19 protein-coding genes and 1 pseudogene are annotated in these 21,950 nt (G+C 38.5%); 9 read left to right on the forward strand and 11 right to left on the reverse strand.

Annotation, left to right across the window (positions count from 1 at the left end; all coding sequences use genetic code 11):
• Window positions 1-28 precede the first annotated feature (28 nt).
• From BR72_RS04525 to BR72_RS04550, 6 genes are all read right to left on the reverse strand, one after another.
• On the reverse strand, window positions 29-1,627 hold the full coding sequence (locus BR72_RS04525; protein ID WP_035430518.1) for a lipase family alpha/beta hydrolase: 1,599 nt from the start codon (window positions 1,625-1,627) through the stop codon (window positions 29-31).
• Between the two features lie 1,076 nt (window positions 1,628-2,703).
• Complete coding sequence (locus tag BR72_RS04530) at window positions 2,704-3,411, reverse strand: ComF family protein (protein WP_035430519.1); 708 nt, start codon at window positions 3,409-3,411, stop codon at window positions 2,704-2,706.
• Entirely contained in the window at window positions 3,411-4,757 is a 1,347-nt protein-coding gene (locus BR72_RS04535) for an ATP-dependent helicase ComFA (protein WP_035430521.1), read from the reverse strand. Before BR72_RS04535 ends, BR72_RS04530 begins: the two co-directional genes overlap by 1 nt.
• Window positions 4,758-5,114: 357 nt before the next feature.
• Window positions 5,115-6,299 (reverse strand): C40 family peptidase, encoded by a 1,185-nt coding sequence (locus BR72_RS04540; protein ID WP_035430523.1) that lies wholly within the window; start codon window positions 6,297-6,299, stop codon window positions 5,115-5,117.
• Window positions 6,300-7,084: 785 nt separating this feature from the next.
• Window positions 7,085-7,399, reverse strand: a complete 315-nt coding sequence (locus BR72_RS04545; RefSeq protein ID WP_035430525.1) for a winged helix-turn-helix transcriptional regulator — start codon at window positions 7,397-7,399, stop codon at window positions 7,085-7,087.
• A 114-nt stretch (window positions 7,400-7,513) separates the two neighbouring features.
• Complete coding sequence (locus BR72_RS04550) at window positions 7,514-8,356, reverse strand: DegV family protein (RefSeq protein ID WP_035430526.1); 843 nt, start codon at window positions 8,354-8,356, stop codon at window positions 7,514-7,516.
• A gap of 304 nt (window positions 8,357-8,660) precedes the next feature.
• On the opposite strand from BR72_RS04550, the gene BR72_RS04555 reads away from it, so the two are divergent.
• On the forward strand, window positions 8,661-9,302 hold the full coding sequence (locus tag BR72_RS04555) for a YigZ family protein (protein ID WP_035430527.1): 642 nt from the start codon (window positions 8,661-8,663) through the stop codon (window positions 9,300-9,302).
• Between the two features lie 163 nt (window positions 9,303-9,465).
• Window positions 9,466-10,608: an LCP family protein gene (locus BR72_RS04560; protein WP_035430528.1), complete on the forward strand. Its 1,143-nt coding sequence runs from the start codon at window positions 9,466-9,468 to the stop codon at window positions 10,606-10,608.
• Between the two features lie 41 nt (window positions 10,609-10,649).
• Here BR72_RS04560 and wecB read toward each other — a convergent pair whose 3' ends face one another.
• Complete coding sequence (gene wecB, locus BR72_RS04565; RefSeq protein ID WP_035430529.1) at window positions 10,650-11,765, reverse strand: non-hydrolyzing UDP-N-acetylglucosamine 2-epimerase; 1,116 nt, start codon at window positions 11,763-11,765, stop codon at window positions 10,650-10,652.
• Between the two features lie 147 nt (window positions 11,766-11,912).
• Entirely contained in the window at window positions 11,913-12,899 is a 987-nt protein-coding gene (gene galE / locus BR72_RS04570) for a UDP-glucose 4-epimerase GalE (protein WP_035430530.1), read from the reverse strand.
• Window positions 12,900-13,330: 431 nt separating this feature from the next.
• Here galE and BR72_RS04575 point away from each other — a divergent pair, with 431 nt between their 5' ends.
• The 7 genes from BR72_RS04575 to BR72_RS04595 all read left to right on the forward strand — a co-directional run bounded on the left by BR72_RS04575 (window position 13,331) and on the right by BR72_RS04595 (window position 19,288).
• A complete protein-coding gene (locus tag BR72_RS04575; protein ID WP_035430531.1) occupies window positions 13,331-14,401 on the forward strand; it encodes a glycosyltransferase family 4 protein in 1,071 nt (356 codons plus the stop codon).
• A 152-nt stretch (window positions 14,402-14,553) separates the two neighbouring features.
• Window positions 14,554-15,318 carry a polysaccharide deacetylase family protein gene (locus BR72_RS04580; protein ID WP_035430532.1) on the forward strand — a complete coding sequence of 255 codons (765 nt, stop codon included), beginning with the start codon at window positions 14,554-14,556 and terminating at the stop codon, window positions 15,316-15,318.
• A 704-nt stretch (window positions 15,319-16,022) separates the two neighbouring features.
• A complete protein-coding gene (gene iscB / locus BR72_RS26965) occupies window positions 16,023-16,580 on the forward strand; it encodes an RNA-guided endonuclease IscB (protein WP_231559668.1) in 558 nt (185 codons plus the stop codon).
• A gap of 73 nt (window positions 16,581-16,653) precedes the next feature.
• Window positions 16,654-16,950 carry an HNH endonuclease gene (locus BR72_RS26970; protein ID WP_231559669.1) on the forward strand — a complete coding sequence of 99 codons (297 nt, stop codon included), beginning with the start codon at window positions 16,654-16,656 and terminating at the stop codon, window positions 16,948-16,950.
• Window positions 16,919-17,272: a hypothetical protein gene (locus BR72_RS26975; protein WP_231559672.1), complete on the forward strand. Its 354-nt coding sequence runs from the start codon at window positions 16,919-16,921 to the stop codon at window positions 17,270-17,272. Before BR72_RS26970 ends, BR72_RS26975 begins: the two co-directional genes overlap by 32 nt.
• A 24-nt stretch (window positions 17,273-17,296) precedes the next feature.
• The gene (locus BR72_RS04590) at window positions 17,297-18,490 is read left to right on the forward strand and encodes a chromate transporter (protein ID WP_051957219.1); all 1,194 of its coding nucleotides are present in this window, start codon (window positions 17,297-17,299) and stop codon (window positions 18,488-18,490) included.
• A gap of 132 nt (window positions 18,491-18,622) precedes the next feature.
• On the forward strand, window positions 18,623-19,288 hold the full coding sequence (locus BR72_RS04595; protein ID WP_035430534.1) for a hypothetical protein: 666 nt from the start codon (window positions 18,623-18,625) through the stop codon (window positions 19,286-19,288).
• A gap of 236 nt (window positions 19,289-19,524) precedes the next feature.
• Here the strand turns inward: BR72_RS04595 and chbG are convergent, their stop codons facing one another.
• The 3 genes and pseudogenes from chbG to BR72_RS25285 form a co-directional block, all read right to left on the reverse strand.
• Window positions 19,525-20,229 (reverse strand): chitin disaccharide deacetylase, encoded by a 705-nt coding sequence (chbG, locus tag BR72_RS04600; RefSeq protein ID WP_035430536.1) that lies wholly within the window; start codon window positions 20,227-20,229, stop codon window positions 19,525-19,527.
• A gap of 114 nt (window positions 20,230-20,343) precedes the next feature.
• Entirely contained in the window at window positions 20,344-21,669 is a 1,326-nt protein-coding gene (locus BR72_RS04605; RefSeq protein ID WP_035430538.1) for a 6-phospho-beta-glucosidase, read from the reverse strand.
• 54 nt (window positions 21,670-21,723) lie between these two features.
• Window positions 21,724-21,810 (reverse strand): annotated as a pseudogene (locus tag BR72_RS25285) (PTS lactose/cellobiose transporter subunit IIA); the annotation flags it as partial.
• Window positions 21,811-21,950: the final 140 nt, after the last annotated feature.

The raw sequence follows: 21,950 nt of genomic DNA on the forward strand, positions 1-21,950 counted from the left end.
AAGATAAGTAGGGGATGCAAGTTTCACTCTATTTCTCAATATACACCGAACGTACAATGGTACGTGTATATGCTTTTCCTTCTTTATTCTTCCCTTTAATATCGATCGTTACATTATACACACCTGATTTTTCGACATTTGGTAACTTCCCAGTGAATGTGGCTGCATCTTCTTTTTGCAGTTTATTAGATTGCGAAACTAGCTTTCCATCTCGATCTACAACGTGTACATCAAAAGATACGTTTTCTTGCTGCACGGAGCGCTTTTGAGATTTCGTTACCTTAAACTCCGCTTTGTTTTGTTTCACTTTACCTGGCATTTCTAATGTAAACGGTGCAGCTTGTTTATAATTCGCAATCATCAAATACGCATCGTCCTTTTTCTGTGACAGCATTTTCAAACGCCACTCGCCTTCTTCCATTTGATCTACTTGGAATGTTCGAATAGTCGCTCCGTTAAAATAAGCATACTCTTCTCCAATTGTCGCTTTACTATTTTGATTTGTGTACACCTTACCAGATGGAGCGATAAGTTGCACTTGTACATTTTCGTTTGCAGTCAATACAGAAATACTTCCATCTGTTACAGTGTCCACCGCAAAGGTTTGTTCCGCCCAGCTATTTGCTGGGAGAGTTCCTCCAAGCACTGTTTGATTCGCATTACTAGCCAAGCTTTTTTGTGATTCTCCAAGCATACTTTCGCTTACCATAGAAGGAGATGGTGCAGCACTACGCAAATAAGGCTCAATCCGTGAAAATACAGCTGATCCCATTCGAATGCTATCATGATCAAGACTAGAGTCTGTAAATAGATGTTTTCCATAAGGCAGCTTCGTACTCCATTCGTTAACTAACCCATCATTCGCACCATACCAAGAGAGGTAAAACCCACCTACGGACAATGCGGAGAAGGCCGGTCCCCAACTTGTTCCCGCTACTGTATAATACCGGTTTAACTTTGCGTTCGGATTACTATCCGTTACATTACGAAACTGCGCCATTTCCCCCGTCTGTAAAGAATACGTGCCCGCATCTTGTTGCCCCAGTAAAGAAGCAAGCCAGCCTGCCCACCAGCTATACGCTAAGTCCGCTAAATTAGATCCATAATGCGGAGAAGCAAGCGTCACTACATTTCCAACATAACGGCTGGCACCGTAATGAATAAGCGCTGCTTGCGTGTCTGGCCCACCTTTACTGTGCGCGACAATATTCACTTTCTTCCCAAAGCGATTATAAATTTCCTCCAGCATAGACGCGAGCAAACGTCCATTGTCCCACTCACTTGCCGAACCTTTTCCAGCCGCATCATACAGCTGAACAAAAACCGTTTGATACCCTGCATTGTAAGCGTAGCTATACATATCATTCATACCGTGATAAACAGTTTCACCATACCAGTTCTTAGCATTTCCATTCTTACCTTGAACGAATACGATAGGTGGTTTATCCGAACTATTCTCAGGAGTTGCCCCTAAAAACCAACTCCCAGGAGTAAACGATTCTGACGGTGGAAAAATCCCCCCAGATATTTGTACAGAACTAGCAAAAGCAGATGAAATAGAAAAAGAGCAAGAAATCAAAATAAAAGCCGTTACCAATGCAAAGAACCGTTTGAACTTATGAAACATAACAGACCCCCTCATCGAATTTAAAATTGTCCCACACAATTATGTTATGCAGAGGTTTATCCAATCATTTGTATTAAATTGAATAATAGACACAGATTTCTCCTTACAAAGATTTAATAGTGTCACTGCATAATGCGAGTATATAAATACAACTTGAAAAACCAATACAAAAACCACTTTTTTAGGTGGGCGAGAGGGTCTGACCATGCATGGAGCGGTCAGGGCCCTTTTCTGCCACATGCTAAATTTAAAACAAAAGGAGAAAACAAGTAGCGGTCATGTTGTATTTCGCATAACAGAAACTTATATGCCGGAAAATTAAAATGGATATATAGAGATAAAAACTATGATGATATACAATTTCAAAAAAACATATTGCCATATTCTTGAATCTATAATATACTAAACTTACAAAATTCTTAATTTTCAAAAAATATAAAAGGAGGAATTATTATGGCAATCGCAATTGCAGTTTTATCATTTTTAGGTGGATTAATTCCGTTAATCACAACTCTTTTAAAAGCATTCATGTAATCTTCTCGCACTTATAATAAATTATCGTACAAATAATCTGTCTATCAAAATTAAATTGATGTGCAGATTATTTGTGTGAGCTTACATATAACAAAAAGTATTCTAGTATACATATCGAAAAATGGAACTACACCTCGCTGTCTTTCTTTGTATTAAAACTTTGCGCGTGGTAGGAAAAGGTCTTGACCAACTCTATACATAGTCAGTCCCTCTCGCCCATTAAAAAAATTGCTTTTCTGTCAGTTTTTCATAGAGTTTTTATATTTGATAAAAAAGTTTGTTGAATGAATAAATTGTTTAATTTTCCTAATTCACAAAGTTTTCAAAATTAAGTGATCCAAATGTTAATATTTGTTATACAATAAACTTGTCAAATAATCACCTAGGTAAGTTCCCCTGTTTTACTTGTTAAGATAGTTTGTATTACCCTTATTATTATCTCAAAAAGAACTTGTAGTGATTGCTACAAGTTCTTTTTGCTTTTCAAGTAGAAAGCGCGCTTACATCAAACTACAGTAGTAAAAAAGACCGCAAATGAAAAATCAGCGGCATAACGTCAAAGACGACACGTTCTTCGCTCCTTTTTCATAGAAACATTCCGCCGCCTGCCGCACCGTAATACCGGTTGTATACACATCATCAATTAAGACAATATCCTTCCCACGAAAAGACTCATCCGCCGCAAAATAAAAAGGCCGAGAACGCTGCAATCGCTCCGCTCTCGTTTTCTTACTTTGCTTCTCTGCACCGCTTCGCACAAGAGATGTCTTCATTACCGTGGCCGATAAACATGCCGCTAATAATTCGGCTTGATTAAATCCTCGTTCATATTGACGCGGCAAGCTAAGCGGAATCGGAACAATACAATCACAATGCGGAAAATGTTGCCGAAAAGCATTCGCAAAAGCAGAAAAGAATATTTGCACAAGAGCCGCATCACCGCGAAACTTAAACCGAGCTAACACTTCTTTCATCCAATCATTATATACATAGACAGAGCGATTTTTGACATATACATGCCGAAAATGCGGATCTTTCCTCCAGCGTAAACAATCCTGACAATATTCTCCTTCTCTATACTCATCCGCTAAAGATTGAAACATTCTGCCGCAATCCGCACAAATATCTCCTATAATATAAGAAAATTTTTGTTCACAATGCGTGCATACATACCGCTTATCTTGTTCAACAAAAAAGGAAAACCAGCTCGGCAAAATAGAGACAACATCGTCGCACAGAAGACAATTCATTAGTCAATTAACCCTTCTTGCTTCGCTCGTTTATTCATCATTTGAATTTGTTTTTTCGCCGCAACCATCGCCTCTGTCTTGCCGTAGTGAAAATAGATGACATCTCCAGAAGGAGCGTGACGACTGCGCCCTGCCCGCCCGGCAATTTGAACGAGTGCACTTTCTGAAAAGACATGCTCTTCTGCTCCTAACACTGCCACTTGTAAATTCGAAACAGTAACGCCTCGTTCTAAAATCGTCGTCGTTACTAATAACGGAATCTCTCCTTTTCGAAACGAAGCCACTTTCTCTTTCCGGTTTGCCTCTTCCGCATGCACACCCTCTATACGATCATCGATACCTTTTAAAATAGAAACGATTTCTTCTACATAACAAACATGAGGAACAAATAGAAATAGAGGATATTGTTTTTCTAAATACATATGGAGCCACCGCAAAACATTAGAAGGTAACATTTTCTTTTCGATGGATTTTCGCCAATTACCACACCAGCGAAAAAGAGGGACAGGGAGGGGATAACGGTGGTAGCGCGCCGGAATAATCACACCGGTTTGTTTTCCATTCCGAAGCTTTCTCTGCCAATCTTTAGACGGCGTCGCTGTCAAATAAATAAACGAAGCATTTTCTTTACTAGCAAGGCGAACTGCATATTGCAGCGTTTCATCCACTGAATAAGGGAAAGCATCAATTTCATCCACAATCATTACATCAAACGCCCTGTAATAACGAAGAAGTTGATGCGTTGTCGAAATAACAAGCTGCGCATTTTTTGATAAGTCGTCACTTCCCCCGTATAACGCGCAAATTGAAACAGATGGGAACACTTCCTGTAAACGCGGATAAAGTTCAAGTACAACATCCGTCCGCGGCGTAGCGATACAAATACGTTCTCCCCTATGCAGCGCTTCTTGTATCCCATGAAATAACATCTCGGTTTTCCCCGCACCGCATACAGCCCAGACGAAAAATGATTCTTTTCGCTCTACCGCCCTAACAATTCCATCTGCAGCCTTTCGCTGCCCTTCTGATAACTGACCATCCCACCTCAAACAATTCGCAATCACTTCGTTTTGTATCGGACCAGTCCAGCGAACGAGCTTTGTACATTCACTCACTCTTCCCATCATGATACACTTCCGGCAATACATGCACATCGCACCGCAGCGATAGCATCGAAACGAAAAAAACAATCGTTGCTCTTTATTTCCGCAGCGCTTACATATATAACGAGAGTTTTTCTTTACAACGCCTTTCTCATAACGAATATGGCCTTCTCGCTCTAATTGATGCAGTTCTTCTTTCGATACAGGTACTTCCTCTAACAGTAATTGACGACCTTCTAGCATCTCACTCCTGGTTTAAAAAACTTATAAAATTCTCTCAAAACGTTGGCGGACCAAGACAAAAGCCAACTTCCGAAAAGGAATCTCACCCTTTTCCTGTCCGCAAGGTTATCACCTTCTCATTCACCTATTGTGAAAGAATAACGGCAGGTTCTTGTTAGGAACGGTCTTGTTTTGCGTATAATCATTTATCCGGGTCAACTATACGCAAAGGGATATAAGTTTTAAACCAGATTCCCCCCTTTCTGCTTTTACTATAAAAGCTTGGAAAGAGTTTGTAAAAACGCAAAAAAGCCGATAACCTACTTTTAAAATAGTAAGCTATCGACCTTATACACGTAATTTATTTCATTAGAAATCTTAGAATCTACCGTATCCTAAGAAATGTTTTTGGTTGTAAGAACTGCCCAAGTCAGAGTATGAAATCCCTTTATCACCAGCGTGAATCATTTGTCCGTTACCAGCATAAATACCGATATGAGATGGACCTGCTTTATACGTACCTTGGAAGAATACTAAATCACCAGGTTGTGGATCGCTAATGTGCTGAGTAGAATTCCAGTATCCAGCTACATCTTGACGACCTACGCCGTAAATGTAAGAAATGAATCCACTGCAGTCAAATCCACCGTTAGATGGGCTTGCACTACCCCAAACATATGGCATACCAAGGTATTGTTGTGCTTTTCCAAGTACACCAGGAGCTGGAGGAGGAGTAGGACCAGGATTTGGCTTAACTTCTTTTGGCTTAGGTTTCTCTTGTCCACCACCATTATTTGCTGGTTGTTGCGCTGGTTGCGCTGGTTGTACTGCTTTTTCAGCTAAGCTTTGTAAATATAGAGCTTGCTTTTCTAGGTCTTTTAATTGACCCTCTGTGCTTTGCATTCCGTTTACAACCGTTTGCATTTTTGCGTTTAATTCATCGATTGCTGTTTGCTTTTTCGCTTTTTCAACATCAAGTTCTTTTTTCGCAGTTTCGATTTTCGCTTGTGCATCTTTTAATTCTTTTTGTTTTTCTTTAATAAGCTCTACATCTTTTTTCACTTTCGCTTGATCACTTTGTTGCGTTTTCATAATATCTTGGTCAGAATCAAGAATTTGTGAAACAGAAGTTAAACGATCAACTAAATCCGCAATACTTTTAGAGTTTACAACTACTTCTGTTACAACGTTCGTGTTTGGCTTCTCTTGAAGAGCAACTAAGCGCTTTCTTAACAGTTCTTCACGCTGTGCAATTTTCGTTTGTAACTCTGCAATTTCTTTATCTTTTTGTTCAATTGTTTTTTGTGCATCTTCAACTAGCTTGATCGTTTCAGCAAGTTTCGCTTCGTTCTCTTGAACAGACTTATCTAACCCTTGAATTGTCTTCTTTAATTCATCCATTTGTTTTTGGATTTCATCACGTTCTTGTTGTTGTTTATGTAAAGTGTCTTTTTGTTGTTGAATTTGTGTATTTACATCTTCAGCAAATGCGTTTGGTGTTACTACTGAAAACATCATAAATCCTGCAGCTAATGCGCAAGATGCGATTTTTAATTTTTTCATTTTGTTTTACACCGCTTTCTTTTTTTAGTTTCCCGAATTTATCTAATAAATTTATACCATAATTACCAATGCTTTTTTATAATGTTACGTTTTTGTAAAAGAAATGTAATATTATGCTTGTAGTTTTTTGGCATTTCCATTCTAATATTGTATTTTCTTGTAAAGAAATAAGGAAATAAAACGATAAACCTTTTCCCTTTGTCGTACAATTTCAGTTTTTTTACAAAAATATAACACATTCAAACTCCCTTATTATTACATAGAATAATTTACCAGTCCACTACTTTTCTATTATTTTTATATAATTTTATATTGATTTTCTAACATACAACTAACTTCCATTCACAAACAAATACTCTCACTCACCCTAAAAAGGAAGGGCTTTCATTTCATTCTTGATTTCAACGTCCCGACACATAAATCGCTGCTTCGAAAAAGTCAATACAAACGCCACTCGCACGTGACAAAAACAGGCCCTGACCACTCCCATGCACGGCCAAATTCTCTCGACCACCTCTAAAAAGAAAAGGGTTTTCATTCATTCCCCAGCTCAACGTCCCAACATACAAATCACTGCTTCAAAAAAACAAGACAAACGCTACTCGCTTGCTCCTTTTGTTTAAAATATCGCATGTGGCAGAAATAAGCCCTGACCGCTCCCATACACGGCCAGTCCCTCTCGCTCACCCTAAAAAGAAAGGGGGTTTTCCAACTTATACACGCAAATAAAAAAAGCGCAAGAATCTCCACTTGCACTTTTTCCTGAGCTACCAAAATTCACTTTATTAATGAACCCATTTCTCCGCCCATTTTTGCACTTCTTGCATAACACTCTCTAACGCTTTCCCTTTATCTGTTAAGCCATACTCAATGCGTACTGGCACTTCAGGATAAACGGAACGCACAACAATTCCTTCACTCTCTAATTCCTTTAAACGCTCTGATAACATACGGTCGCTCATATTTGGAATAATATCAGCAATTTCCCGAAATCGTTTCGGTTCTTCTAATAATGATTTAATAATTAAACCTGTCCACTTTTTACTAAGAAGTGTAAAAGCAGATTCGAACTTTGGACATAAACACGGATTATGTTCCATATGTTTCACCTCTTTTTTATTATAAAATAGTTTCTTATAAAAAGTAAGTAGAATCACTTATTTTTTATATTTTTACCAAAAAAGCTCTCTACTTAAAAGAGAGCCTCATTTTTATTATTTTGTATACCATCCTAATGCAAGCGAACCTTCGCCTAAATGCGTTCCAATTACCGGTCCAAAATAACTGATTCGAAATTCAACATGCGGGTATAGTTCTTTCAATTCCCGCTCCAATTCTTTTGCTTCTTCTTCTCGATTCGCATGGACAACAACAGCTTCCATTGGGATTCCTTTACTTGCTTGTTCATCAAAGATTTCTACAATACGTTTTAATGCTTTTTTACGCGTACGAATTTTTTCAAATGGAATAATGATTTTATCACGGAAATATAATACCGGCTTTACTTGTAATAAACTCCCAATAAATGCTTGTGCACTATTTAAACGGCCGCCGCGCTGCAAATGATGTAAATCGTCAACAACGAAGTACGCATCCATTGTTTTCTTCATTTCATCAAAACGAGCAAGAATCTCTTCTGGGCTTTTCCCTTCACTCGCCATTTTTGCGCCTTCACGTACATAAAATCCTTGTACTTCACAGCTAATTTCTGAGTCGTATGTATATACGTCGACTCCTTCTACCATTTGACCAGCTGTCGTTGCCGTCTGGTATGTGCCACTAATGCCGCTAGAAAGATGTATACTAATCACCGCATCATACTCTTTTCCTAGCTCTTCAAACAACTTAATAAACTCCCCGATAGCTGGTTGCGACGTCTTCGCCAGTTCTCCTTGCTCCCTAACTTTCTCATAAAAGTCTTCCGCTGTAATTTCCATTTCTTCTTGATAAGATTCATTTCCCAAAATAACGTTTAAAGGAATCATATGTATTTGTAACTCTTCACGTACATGTTTTGGTATATATGCCGTACTATCAGTGACAATAGCTATTTTCATTTTCGTACCTACCTTATAAACAGTTTTATTATTTATTGTACATGAAAATGGAAAAAGGTGCATTAATTGACGAATAAACGAAAGGTAAAGATTATAAATACTATCTCACCAATTTACAACAAAAAAATTCAAATTATAATAGAAAGAGTCAAACTTATACAAAAAAGATTTGAAACTCCAAACTAGCCCTTTTAGAATAAAAAAGTATTGATTATTTATCTTGTAAATCCTTCACCTTCTGAGAGACGAAAAAAGATTGAGATAGAGTCAAAGTTGCAATTTATTAAGATAGGAGCGTATATTATTGTTATTACAATATTTTACATTAAAAGGATACGGCGAACATGAAATCGTTATTCAAAAATCTCGCTTTATTTGCTATGCAAACCGCGCAACAACAGAAGCAGAAGCACAAGAATTTATCCAAAAGATTAAAAAGCAACATTGGAATGCAACTCATAATTGCTCAGCCTACTTAATTGGTGAGCACGACCAAATACAAAAAGCAAATGACGACGGAGAACCGAGCGGCACGGCTGGTGTACCTATTCTAGAAGTATTAAAGAAACGTCACTTAAAAGATACTGTAGTCGTTGTCACACGTTATTTCGGCGGCATTAAACTCGGAGCAGGTGGTTTAATTCGCGCATACGGAAAATGTACAAGTGAAGGGCTCAATCATATCGGCATCGTTGAACGAAAATTGATGCGCGTCATGAAAACAAAAATTGATTATACATTGCTTGGAAAAGTTGAAAATGAATTACGCAACTCTATATATGCTATTAAAGATATACACTACTTAGATCACGTCATATGCGATACATATGTGGAGGAAGATCAAAAACAATCATTCACAGAATGGATGATTGAAATCACAAATGGGAAATGTACAATTAACGAAGATGAGATGTTATATCTAGAACAAGATATAAATCCAAGTTGAAAAACTGACTTAAAAACCTTTTTCTGCCACATGCGATATTTAAACAAAGAGAGAAAGAAAGTAGCGGGGTACTTTTTGCCCAACATGGCCGTGACTTGTATGTTGGAAAGTCAATTTGGATTTATATAGTACAACACTAATTTACACTTAAAGGAGATTATTTATGGAAGATCGTTATCATCATCTCCAAAATCGAAGAACAAAAAAGAAAAGAAGACGTAAAGGTTTCATATTCCTTATTTTCGCCCTCCTTATCGGAGGTGGAGGAGTTTATGCTTATAATTCCTATTCTTCTTTAATGGGAATTTATAGCGGTATGCAGCACGATAAATCGAAACTCCGTACAGAAGATGTAGAAATTACGAAAAAACCATTTAGTCTTTTAATTATGGGAATTGAAGATTATGCAACAGGTGGCGAAAATGGACGAACTGATTCCTTAATGTTTGCAACAATTAATCCAAATTCACAAAAAGTATCTTTAATGAGTATCCCGCGCGATTCACGTGTGACAATTGCAGGGCGTGATAAAAAAGATAAGATAAACGCAGCTCATGCCTATGGCGGAGAAAAAATGACAAGAGAAACAGTCGAAAACTTTCTAAAAGTGCCTGTGGATCACTATATAAAACTGGACTTTAAAGGATTTAAAGGTATCGTCGATGCTGTTGGCGGCGTTACAGTTGATGTTCCATTTGATTTTTGGGAACGATCTGATGTGAACTATTACAAAAAGATTGAGTTTAAAAAAGGACAACAGCATTTAAACGGAGAAGAAGCATTAGCTTATGTTCGAATGAGAAAGCAAGATCCAAATGGTGATTTTGGACGTGCAGCTCGTCAACGTCAAGTACTTGCGGCGGTCGTACATGAATTAAACTCACCTACTACCGTATTTAAAATAAACGATCTTGCAAAAGCAATCGGGAAATATATCAAAACAGACATACCTGTATCTGATGGCCTTGCACTCTATAAAAAATTCTCTGGTTTTGATGCATCTAGCATTCAAACGTTAAAACTAGAAGGCGAAGATAAGAAAATCGATGGAATTTATTATTTCGTTCCAAACGAAATAAACATTCAAGAAGTTCGCCATACCTTTAATCAAAACTTAGAAATACCAGATTCTTCGTCAGGTACGCAAGAACAACCTGAAACAAAAGAACCGGCTAAACCAACGAACGGCCAAAATACAGAGCAAGAAAAACAAGAACCAGCTAAACCGAATCATAATTCCAATACACAAAAGACACCTTCATCCAATCAGCAATCAGATGAAGAATGGCAAATGTCTGGACATTAAAAAAACAGCTGTCTCCTTTTTAGGGACAGCTGTTTTTCATCTTATTTATTAAAGTATTCTACAATCGCTTTCACAATACGACCTGACGCCTGACCATCACCGTATGGATTCGATGCTTTTGCCATTGCACTGTGAGCTTCTTTATCTGATAATAACTCATTTGCTAAGTTGAAAATCGTCTCTTCATCTGTACCAGCAAGCTTTAATGTACCAGCTTCAATACCTTCTGGACGCTCTGTAGTATCACGCAGAACAAGAACCGGCACACCAAGTGATGGCGCTTCTTCTTGCACACCGCCAGAATCCGTTAACATTAAGTATGAGCGAGCTGCAAAGTTATGGAAGTCAATAACATCAAGCGGTTCAATTAAATGAATACGATCATGCTCCCCTAAAATTTCTCCTGCAATTTCACGAACAACAGGATTCATATGTACCGGATATACTACTTGCACGTCTTCATGAGTTTCAACAAGACGTTTAATAGCACGGAACATATTACGCATCGGCTCACCTAAATTTTCACGGCGATGAGCTGTCATGAGAACGAGGCGGCTATCTCCAACTTTCTCTAACACCGGATGCGTATACGATTCTTTCACTGTCGTTTTTAACGCATCAATTGCTGTATTTCCTGTAATGAAAATGTTTACCTCTTTTTTGTTCTCCTGTTGTAAGTTCGTTGCAGACTTCGCTGTTGGTGCAAAATGAAGATCTGCCATTACACCCGTTAATTGACGGTTCATTTCTTCTGGATATGGAGAATATTTATCCCATGTACGAAGGCCAGCTTCCACATGACCAATTGGAATTTGATTATAAAAAGCAGCGAGACTTGCAATAAATGTCGTCGTTGTATCACCATGTACAAGAACGATATCTGGTTTCGCTTCTTTCATGATTTTATCTAAACCTTCTAAACCACGAGTTGTAATATCAATTAACGTTTGACGGTCTTTCATAATATTTAAATCATAATTTGGCTTAATACCAAAAATGTCTAACACCTGATCCAGCATTTGACGATGTTGTGCTGTTACAGTCACAATAGGCTCAATTTGCTGTGAATGTTTTTGCAATTCCAACACGAGAGGGGCCATTTTGATAGCTTCCGGACGCGTTCCAAAAATCGTCATTACTTTAATGCGTTCTGTCATATTCAATTCCTCTCTTCTTTCAGTTTCTCGATTCGTCATATACGACAACACTTGTTATTATATATGAGAATCCATAATGTCAAAAGGAAATATTTTCTAAAAGATATATAAAAACAAGTCAGCTACAAGGAAGCAGCTGACTTGTTTTTACTTACTATATCCGTCCGGATGGGATGTATGCCATTCCCAAGCTGTTTGAATCATTTCTTCAAGCGAATATTTTGCCTTCCAACCTAATTCATTATAAATCTTTTCTGATGAAGCGATAAGCCTTGCAGGATCTCCAGCGCGGCGCTCCGCGCTAATCACATTTGCTTTCTTCTCCGTTACACGTTCACACGTCTCAATCACTTCTTTAACAGAAAATCCTTTTCCGTTCCCTAAGTTGTATACTTCATTTGATTTTTGCTCATTTTGTAAACTTTGCAGCGCTAAAATGTGCGCCTCCGCTAAGTCTGTCACATGAATATAATCGCGAATACAAGTACCGTCATGTGTATCATAATCTGTACCAAAAACAGCAATCGATTCACGTTTTCCTAATAAATGCTGAAGTACAAGCGGAATTAAATGTGTCTCTGGCGTATGATCTTCACCAATTGTTCCTGATACATGGGCTCCCGCTGCATTAAAGTAGCGAAGTACAACATATTTCAGGCCATAAGCGGCATGAAAATCTTGTAAAATATGCTCAACCATTAATTTAGTGCGTCCGTATGTATTAATTGGATTTGTTGCCGTCTTTTCTGTAATCATATCTGTTTCTGGAATTCCGTACGTTGCCGCTGTTGAAGAGAAAATAAATGATGTTACGCCATGCTCCATCATTTTCTCTAGCAACGTCATCGTTGCCGATACGTTGTTTTTATAATATTTCAACGGATTGGAAACAGATTCACCAACAAGACTATTTGCCGCAAAATGCATAACAGCATCAATAGAGTAGTTACCAAATACACGATCCAAATCTGCTGCGTTACTTAAATCTCCTACTTCTAAGATCGCTCTCTCATCAACACTTTCACGATGACCAGTTGATAAGTTATCTAATACGACCACTTCAAATTTTTGGTCTAACAATTGTTTTACTGTATGACTTCCAATATACCCTGCTCCGCCAACGACTAAAATCATGGTTTCTCCCCCTATAAAAAATATATTATCTATAGCTCCATAATTATTATAAAGCAATTCCTAGCTGCAAAATCAACTTTCTCCTAATAGCTTATAACAAGAAAAAAGCATTCACCTGTATTCCGCTATTCTCTCAACGTATATATTTACACAACGCAGTTCTACCATAACCATTATATACCACCCCACATCATCCTCGCATAAGAAACATACATATTTTTCTGTAAAACATCCATATTAAGATTAATTTTCATCTTATAATTCGCTTTTAAAATGTCATATATTTCAGATATTACAATTTAAAGTCATGCGAAAAAAAGATTGAATTCCATTCTTTTTGTGATACCATATGTTATGAGCCAAAAACTTATATTGAATTTTAAAGTAAAAAAGAGATTTCAATACGTTAAAATATAAAAGGTGGGGTATTAATGGACTCACGAATTATTTATGCAGTTCTGGCATCGTTCATTACCGTACTGATCGCTACCCCTTTCGTAATTAAGTTAGCCTTTAAGATCGGGGCAACAGACAAGCCAAATGCTCGTAAAGTACACCAGAACATTATGCCGCGTCTTGGCGGACTGGCAATCTTTATCGGAGTTGCTATAGGGTGCTTTGTTAGTGGCTTGTATGAACAGCGTATCGTATCGATTAGTATAGGTGCTGTCATCATCATTATCATTGGAATTTTAGATGATATGTATGAATTATCTGCAAAAGTAAAATTCGGTGGACAACTTTTAGTCGCTTTGTTAATCGTGAAAAACTTACAAATACCAGTGCTTTACATTCCAATCTTAGGAGACACTGAACTTGGATGGCTATCTTATCCAATTACAGTCTTTTGGATTGTCGGTATTACGAATGCTATTAATTTAATTGACGGACTTGACGGATTATCAGCTGGCATTTCTTCCATTGTTCTTGCAACATTAGCTTACATGGCTGCTACTAGCGTGACTGGTGCCGGTAGTGCAATTATTTTACCGCTTGCACTTATCGTATTAGCAAGTACAATTGGATTTTTATTCTATAACTTCCATCCAGCGAAAATCTTTATGGGAGATACGGGGGCACTGTTTTTAGGATATTGCATTGCGGTGCTGTCACTACTCGGACTATACAAAAGCGTAACATTATTTAGCTTTATCGTTCCAATCATTATTTTAGGGGTACCAATCTTTGATACAACATTTGCGATTATTCGCCGTGTTGTAAATAAGAAACCTATTTCAGCACCAGATAAATCGCATTTGCATCACCGCTTACTGGCAATAGGGTTCTCTCATCGAACAACGGTGCTAATTATTTATGCATTTGGTATTTTCTTTAGTGTAAATGCCATTATTTTCTCAAAAGCAACATTATGGCTCTCAATTGTTCTTCTATTCCTGCTTATTTTAATTACTGAAATTGTGGCAGAAATTATCGGTCTTGTACACGATCGCTATAAACCAATTATTTCAATCTATAAAAAAGTAAAAAGACGTGAAGAATAAAAATAGCATAACCAATACAACGTAAAAATATACAAACAGGAAAATTTCTTTAAAGAAATTTCCTGTTTTTTTGTTTTCCAAAATATAGTTCGTTTGAGAAGGTCCACCTTGGAGCAAGATAACAGTACAATCTTCAAATTAGGGTGATTATCATGATTAAGCGAACATTTTTACTTCTTTGTTTGTTTTCGACTATCATCTTTTGTTTTCTATCACCTATGCAGGGTGCCGTTGTACCTTCACATGAGAATCGCCCTATCTCTCATTCTGAAACACAACCGCTCCATCAATATACCGCTGCTTCGCAAACAAAAGTAGCTTATTTAACATTCGATGATGGACCAAACAAATACACATCACAAATTTTAAACATTTTAAAGCAAAAAAACGGAAAAGCAACCTTCTTTGTTATCGGTGGACGCGTCTCTCGTTATCCTCAAACAACAAAACGAGTCATTCAAGAAGGTCATTATTTAGGATTACATAGTATGTCTCACAATGCAAAATCCCTTTATAATGGTGATCCCTCTATTTTAGTTTCTGAAATGGAACAGGCCCGGAAAATTGTTCGGATGATTACTGGAATTGACACACATCTTGTTCGCGTTCCTTATGGCAGTATGCCCTATTTAAAGAAAAATTATCGCGACGCTCTCGTTGCCTCTCACTATAAAATGTGGGATTGGACAATCGATACATACGATTGGAAAAGCGCACATAATCCATTTGCCGTATTGGAACGAGTAATGAATCAAAGTGATAATTCAATCGAAGTTATTTTAATGCATGATTCAAACGTTACCGTACAAATCTTACCAAAAATCATTGACTATCTTCATTCACAAGGATATACACTTCTCCCTTACAACCCTTCCTCTCATTTAGAAGTGAATTTTTGGAAGGACGCAAGATTATAAGGAGCTAACTAAAAAGTCCACTTTTTAGTTAGCTCCTTTCACTTTGAATCGACTACTTATATGTCGAATATTGCCGAAGGGTCTTTATATTGTGTCGAAGCGCCGATATATTGCAAAGAACGGCCGAGCCATGTGAAAACAAAGAAAAAAGAGAAAGAACAAAGGAATCCTCAATGAAGAGATTTCTTTTGTTCTTTCTCAATGACAAGTAATTTTGTAGAGCTATTATCCGTTAGATCAAAGATAGTTAGGAGGCTATCTTCTTACAAATTCACTGTACCATAAAAAACCACTTCTCAATTATGCAATTTTACATATTCATAACATTCTCGCCATTTCCTTATTTACATAGATTCGATATGATAAAAACAACATTCCCTTTTTGGAGGGGCGAAAGCGTCTGGGCATACATAAAATTTATAAAAAACTTTATTCAAGAAAAAGGTGACTTCTATCACTGCCAATAACCCGCCACTTACCCGCTGATGCGGTTTGAAGTGGAGGCTTGCAAAGGCCTTTGTTGACTACCCTCAGTCTTTCGCGAACTACGTTGGTTTGGTCATGACACCTGTGGATACTCCTCAAGTCCGCAGCCCTGTCGTCTATGGTTAAAAGCTCTGATGGGTAGGAGCGGTGCTGTAGACCTAACAAGCCTTTCCAACATTGGGTATGAGGCACACACTCCAAAAAAGGAGGTATACGTTTTGTTCGTATACGTAAGAAACAAACACGATGAACCTGTCATGCCATGTTCGCCAAGAAAAGCAAGGCGCTTATTACAGGAACGAAAAGCAAAGGTAATCAAACGAACACCATTTACCATTCAATTACTCTATGGGAGCAGTGGATACAAACAATCTGTTTCCTTAGGAATTGACGCAGGAACAAAACACATTGGTGTTTCTGCGCCAACAGAACAAAAGGTTCTATTCGAAGCAAATGTACAGCTTCGTACCGATATCCAAGAATTACTGACGACTCGTTCCCAGTTTCGAAAAGCGAGAAGAAACCGTACAACACGCTACCGAAAGGCAAGGTTTTTAAACCGTAAGAAACCAAAAGGTTGGTTAGCCCCTTCGGTACAACATAAAGTCAATTCTCATCTCAAAATCGTAAGCCTTGTACATGACATCCTTCCTGTTACCAAACTAACAGTGGAAGTTGCTCAATTTGACACACAACTGCTGAAAAACCCCGATATTCAAGGAGAGCAATATCAACAAGGCGAACAAATGGGGTTTTGGAACACTAGAGAATACTAGAGAATATGTCTTGTTTCGCGATCGTCACACGTGTCAGCGCTGTAAAGGAAAGAAGAAAGACAAAATCCTTAATGTGCATCACATTGAAAGTCGGAAAACAGGCGGAGATCGTCCTGATAATTTGATTACACTGTGCGAAACGTGTCATAATGAAATTCATCGAAAAGGATTAGAACATACCATTAAGCGGAAAAGCAAATCATTGCGAGATGCCTCTCAGATGACCGTGATGCGATGGTTTATCTATAACGGAATCAAAGAAATCTATCCCCATGCCCAGTTGACATACGGATATCTCACGAAGCATACACGCATCACACATCGTCGATGCGCGATGCGTGAGTGGTTATCCAGTAGCGAAACCTATTGATGCAGTGTATCTCATGAAATTCGTTCGCAAGAACAACCGTCAGTTGTATAAAGCAACGATTGGGAAAGGCGGGAAGCGCAAATCGAATAAGGCAGAACGATACGTAAAAGGGTTTCAGCTATTTGACAAAGTGGTCTACGAAGGGCAAGAGTGCTTTATTTTCGGAAGACGAAAAACAGGGTATTTTGACTTAAGACTGTTAGACGGAAGCAAAATTCATGCGTCCGCAAGTGTAAAAAAATTGAAACGAGTCGAATATACCGATACTTTACTCATCGAAAGGAGAGAAAGCGATTCGTCCCCGACTTACGCTTTCGCTTAGAAGTCGGGGTCTCCTCGCCGAAATATGATGAACTCTAAACAAAGTATTACAAAGCATTTGCAAATATTAGCAGAAATCTTTCTCGTCTCCACGAAACTTGGGCTTACTTCCTTTGGAGGACCTGTTGCACATCTTGGCTATTTTCATAACGAATACGTCCAAAAGCGAAAATGGATAGATGAAAGAAGCTACGCTGATTTGGTAGTTCTTTGCCAATTTCTTCCTGGTCCTGCTAGCAGTCAAGTTGGAATCGGAATTGGGTTATCACGAGGCGGTATACTTGGAGCGATTGTTTCTTGGCTTGGATTTACGCTCCCTTCTGTTCTTGCGCTCGTCCTGTTTGCTTCATTACTACAGCAGATCGATATTGCACACGCAGGATGGATTCACGGCCTAAAGCTAGTAGCCGTAGCGATTGTCGCTCATGCATTATGGGGAATGGCACAAAAGCTAACCCCAGACCGGAACCGCGTAACGATTGCAGTCATCGCCGCGGCTACCGTTCTATTATTCCAAACAGCTTGGATACAAATCATTGTGATTCTATGTGCAGGCATCGTTGGCTGGCTCTTATACAGAGAGCACACAATCACAGCTAAAACAGAAATATCGATTTCTATCTCTCGTAAAGTCGCAGCGCTATGCCTATCTTTATTTTTTCTCTTATTCATACTATTACCGATATTACGCCCTTTCTCGCACTGGATTGCTATGTTTGATAGTTTCTATCGCTCTGGTTCTCTCGTCTTTGGCGGTGGTCATGTCGTTCTTCCGCTCTTAGAAAATGAATTTGTGTCAAACGGCTATATAACGAAAGAACAATTTCTCGCTGGCTATGGAATGACGCAAGCTGTGCCCGGACCATTATTTACATTTGCCGCTTATATCGGGGCTATTATGAACGGCGCCGCCGGGGCAACGATTGCGACAATCGCCATTTTCCTTCCTGCCTTCTTACTTGTTGTCGGCGTATTGCCATTTTGGGATGCGCTGCGCCGCAAACCGTACATACAAGGAGCTATGTTTGGAATAAATGCAGCGGTTGTCGGCATTTTACTCGCCGCTTTCTATCATCCCATTTGGACAAGCACGGTTATGCAGCCAGCTGATTTCGTTGTCGCATTACTCTTATTTACGATGCTTTCCTTTTGGAAAATGCCGCCGTGGATCATTGTGATAATTGGTGCAATCAGCGGGATGATTTTGTCGGTACTATAAAAGCTAACCTTACATCCTCCTCACACTTTGGAGGATTTCACTATTATTTTTTAAATATTCAATTTATTATTCCTGCAAATTATGTTACGATTTATAGAACAAACAAATTTAGAAACAGGAGTTGCATTGCGCATGCCTAAAAATCGGCTCTGGTTCTCTCGCACGATAATTGTTGTGATGTTTGTAATCATTTCATCCGGACTATCTACATTTTCTTTGTTTACACAACAGGAATTTAGAAAATTTATAGGTTGGGGGCATTACTATAACTATGAAGCGGATTGGAATGGGAAGCCACCAGGTATTCCAAGTGATGAAGCATATGAAATTAAAGACGACAATGAGAAACTAGAAGGTCAACCGATTCAAATGTCATGGAAAGTTAAGATTTTAGGTACCATCAATGAAAGCATTAAAAATAACAAAAAATCATGGCTAACTACCTTAATTATCACCGCAACTATCATTCTTGCTTTCCTATATTTCAAAAAGAAAAAACCAACCGAATCCTACCCTACCTTACGTCCTAAACAACAAGTCAACACAGAAACTACTCCGATAGCAGATGAACATAGCAATGACATCCATTCGATTCACAATGAAATCCGACAAGCACTTATAAAATGGGAAAAAACCCTACCTAAACATAATAGAAGAAAACCATATGAGACCGTGCAGCAGTGGCTATCAAGGCTGAATAAACCAGCAAATATTATACCGATCTATGAAAAAGTTCGTTATGGAGAAAGGGAATATTCAGCTAGCGACTTAGAACTGGTCAAACTTTGGACGAAATAATAATAGGAGCGCACTCAACGGGCACATAAGTACCTTTTGAATGCGCTCCTTTCACATGTCCACCAAATATATCAGCGCTTTTCGCAATATATCGGCGCAAATGATACATTTATCAGCGCTTTTTCAAATATATCGGCGCTTCGACACGATTTAAAGACCCTTCGACGACGTTCGACACACGAATCGTCCATTCGCTGGAGCTGAATCAAAAGTAGACTTTTTGGTCAGCTCTATTTCTAAAACTTCACAAGCTCCACCCCGCTCGGAAGCTTGCTCTCTGTTAAAATACGCAACTCTTCAACACGCTTCATCACATAAGACGAACATTTCATCAACTCTGCATCTACATAAGCTGGATGTACCATGATTTCAACTGTCGCTCCGTCCGCTACACGCTCTTGCAAAGTCATAAAGTAGTCGTCCGTTACACCATCTCCGTAAAAATCGTGCAAAAACACATCAGAAAATGGACATATCGCACGTTCTTGTTCACAGCGGCGCACTGGAAGATGATATTTCGCTGCCAATCGCTCTAAGACATCATGCAAAATTGGCAGTGCATGTACATGATGATGGCTATCAAGGTGCGTCGGTGTTAAACCATATGATAGAAACTTTTCAATTTGTGCAGTCCATTCCTTCTCAACATCATATGAATCTATATTTCCTCCCCACACCGTACTTTGTGAATGAAACGAACCATCTTCTTTCACAAGAGAAGGTACATCAGAAAGAAGCGGTTTTCCCGCGGTTAAGACAAGATGTACACCAACCCCGAGCGTCTTATATTCCTTCGCTAATTGTACGGCATGCTCTACCCCTGGCATATTCATCATCATCGTTGCAGAATTCACAAGCCCATTCACATGCGCGTCAACAATGCCGTAATTTACACCTCGCGTTAAACCGAAGTCATCTGCATTTACAATTAATTGAATCATTACATCCCCTCCTATATGATTCTTCAACAGATACTTCCAACAAAAAATCACGCTCGCTCACCTAAAAAAAGAGAGATAATTCAAACTGAAAAAGCGGGCTCCATAGCGCCGCTTTTAGTTCTCCGCTTTTTTAAAAAATTGCGGAAGATATGTTCTATGAGCGTCTAGCATTTCATCTAAAATTTGTTTTGCTACTTTATCGGATGGAACAAGTGGATTAATCGTCATCGCAAGCAGCGCCTTATGATAATCACCTGTTACTGCAGCTTCAATTGTTACACGTTCAAACGATTTAATTTGTTGTACTAGCCCGCGAACTGGTACTGGCAAGTCCCCAACCGCAAGCGGTTTTGGGCCATTTTTTGTAATCACACAGTTTACTTCAACAGCGGAGTCAGCTGGCAAACTTGCGATTGCACCGTTATTTCTTGTATTTACAGGCTGAATGTCACCTTTATTGTTATAAATAGACGTAATTAAACTACAGGCAGCATCGCTATAATATGCTCCGCCTCGTTTTTCTAGTTGTGGTGGTTTAATGTCTAAGTTTGGATCTTTATATAGTTCAAACAGATCATTCTCTAGCTTTTTCACCACTTCTGCACGTGTACCATTTTCCATTGATGCTTGCTTTTCTTCTTCTAACATTTCGCGTGTTTTGTAGTAATAACGGTGGTATGGGCATGGAATTGCCCGAAGCGCGCGAATGAAATCCGGTTCCCAATCAAGCGCTGCAATATTTTTCATCGTCATTTGTTTCTCTGGGTCGGTCACGAGTTCCAGCACACGGTCCATGACGCTTACACCATCTACATACACATCTAATCCGTACACCATATGATTTAATCCTGCAAAATCAACATGTACACGGCTTGAATCAACATCGAGAATCTTCGCTAATTCCATACGAATCCCAATCGGAACGTTGCATAACCCAACAACCTTTTGAATGTTCGTGTAGCGAAGAATAGCTTCTGTTACCATACCCGCTGGATTTGTAAAATTAATTAACCATGCATTCGGGCAGAGTTCTTCTATGTCTTTACAAATAGCCAAAATAACAGGAATCGTTCGTAAAGCTTTAAATAACCCGCCGGGACCATTTGTCTCCTGACCGATTACATCATACTTTAGCGGAATGACTTCATCTTTACCGCGTGCTTCTAATAATCCAACGCGAAACTGCGTTGTCACAAAGTCAGCATCTTTTAACGCTTCGCGGCGATCTAATGTCAGATGAATATCAATTGGTACTCCTGCCTTTTTCACCATACGCTTCGCTAAGTTCCCAACAATCTCTAACTTTTCCTTTCCTTCTTCCACATCAACTAACCAAATTTCACGAACAGGAAGTTCATGATAGCGCTTAATAAAACCTTCAATTAATTCTGGTGTATAACTAGAGCCACCGCCAATTGTTGTAATTTTTATTCCACGCATGCTACACGTTCTCCTTTCGAATCGATTTTTTATAAATTGAAAGTTTATTCAGTGTAGTAATGTAATCTCTATTTTTTCTCCTCTTGTTTCTGATTGTATGAGCCTGGTTTGAAAATGATGCGCTTCTTGAATTGCTTCTTCTGGCGTTGTCGGAGTAATAATGATTAAAGAATCAAATGTAACAAAGTAAAACTTCTATCAATGTTTTTTGCACGTTTTTCTTTTGTATTACTAGAAATAAGACTATGTGTTACAAAAAGAACGCATTATTGACACACATT

Origin of the sequence: Bacillus sp. UNC322MFChir4.1 (genome assembly GCF_000746135.1) — a bacterium.
In the GTDB taxonomy this organism is placed as follows: Bacteria; Bacillota; Bacilli; order Bacillales; family Bacillaceae_G; genus Bacillus_A.

What these genes read in the sequence shown, in the direction of transcription:
- chbG (WP_035430536.1), bottom strand. Translation starts at nt 20,229, where the DNA reads ATGATTCAATTAATTGTAAATGCAGATGACTTCGGTTTAACGCGAGGT.
- BR72_RS04525 (WP_035430518.1), bottom strand. Translation starts at nt 1,627, where the DNA reads ATGTTTCATAAGTTCAAACGGTTCTTTGCATTGGTAACGGCTTTTATT.
- BR72_RS04540 (WP_035430523.1), bottom strand. Translation starts at nt 6,299, where the DNA reads ATGAAAAAATTAAAAATCGCATCTTGCGCATTAGCTGCAGGATTTATG.
- BR72_RS04605 (WP_035430538.1), bottom strand. Translation starts at nt 21,669, where the DNA reads ATGCGTGGAATAAAAATTACAACAATTGGCGGTGGCTCTAGTTATACA.
- BR72_RS04535 (WP_035430521.1), bottom strand. Translation starts at nt 4,757, where the DNA reads ATGCTAGAAGGTCGTCAATTACTGTTAGAGGAAGTACCTGTATCGAAA.
- BR72_RS04590 (WP_051957219.1), top strand. Translation starts at nt 17,297, where the DNA reads ATGATGAACTCTAAACAAAGTATTACAAAGCATTTGCAAATATTAGCA.
- BR72_RS04595 (WP_035430534.1), top strand. Translation starts at nt 18,623, where the DNA reads ATGCCTAAAAATCGGCTCTGGTTCTCTCGCACGATAATTGTTGTGATG.
- BR72_RS04575 (WP_035430531.1), top strand. Translation starts at nt 13,331, where the DNA reads ATGGACTCACGAATTATTTATGCAGTTCTGGCATCGTTCATTACCGTA.
- BR72_RS04530 (WP_035430519.1), bottom strand. Translation starts at nt 3,411, where the DNA reads ATGAATTGTCTTCTGTGCGACGATGTTGTCTCTATTTTGCCGAGCTGG.
- BR72_RS04545 (WP_035430525.1), bottom strand. Translation starts at nt 7,399, where the DNA reads ATGGAACATAATCCGTGTTTATGTCCAAAGTTCGAATCTGCTTTTACA.
- BR72_RS04580 (WP_035430532.1), top strand. Translation starts at nt 14,554, where the DNA reads ATGATTAAGCGAACATTTTTACTTCTTTGTTTGTTTTCGACTATCATC.
- galE (WP_035430530.1), bottom strand. Translation starts at nt 12,899, where the DNA reads ATGATTTTAGTCGTTGGCGGAGCAGGGTATATTGGAAGTCATACAGTA.
- BR72_RS04550 (WP_035430526.1), bottom strand. Translation starts at nt 8,356, where the DNA reads ATGAAAATAGCTATTGTCACTGATAGTACGGCATATATACCAAAACAT.
- wecB (WP_035430529.1), bottom strand. Translation starts at nt 11,765, where the DNA reads ATGACAGAACGCATTAAAGTAATGACGATTTTTGGAACGCGTCCGGAA.
- BR72_RS04560 (WP_035430528.1), top strand. Translation starts at nt 9,466, where the DNA reads ATGGAAGATCGTTATCATCATCTCCAAAATCGAAGAACAAAAAAGAAA.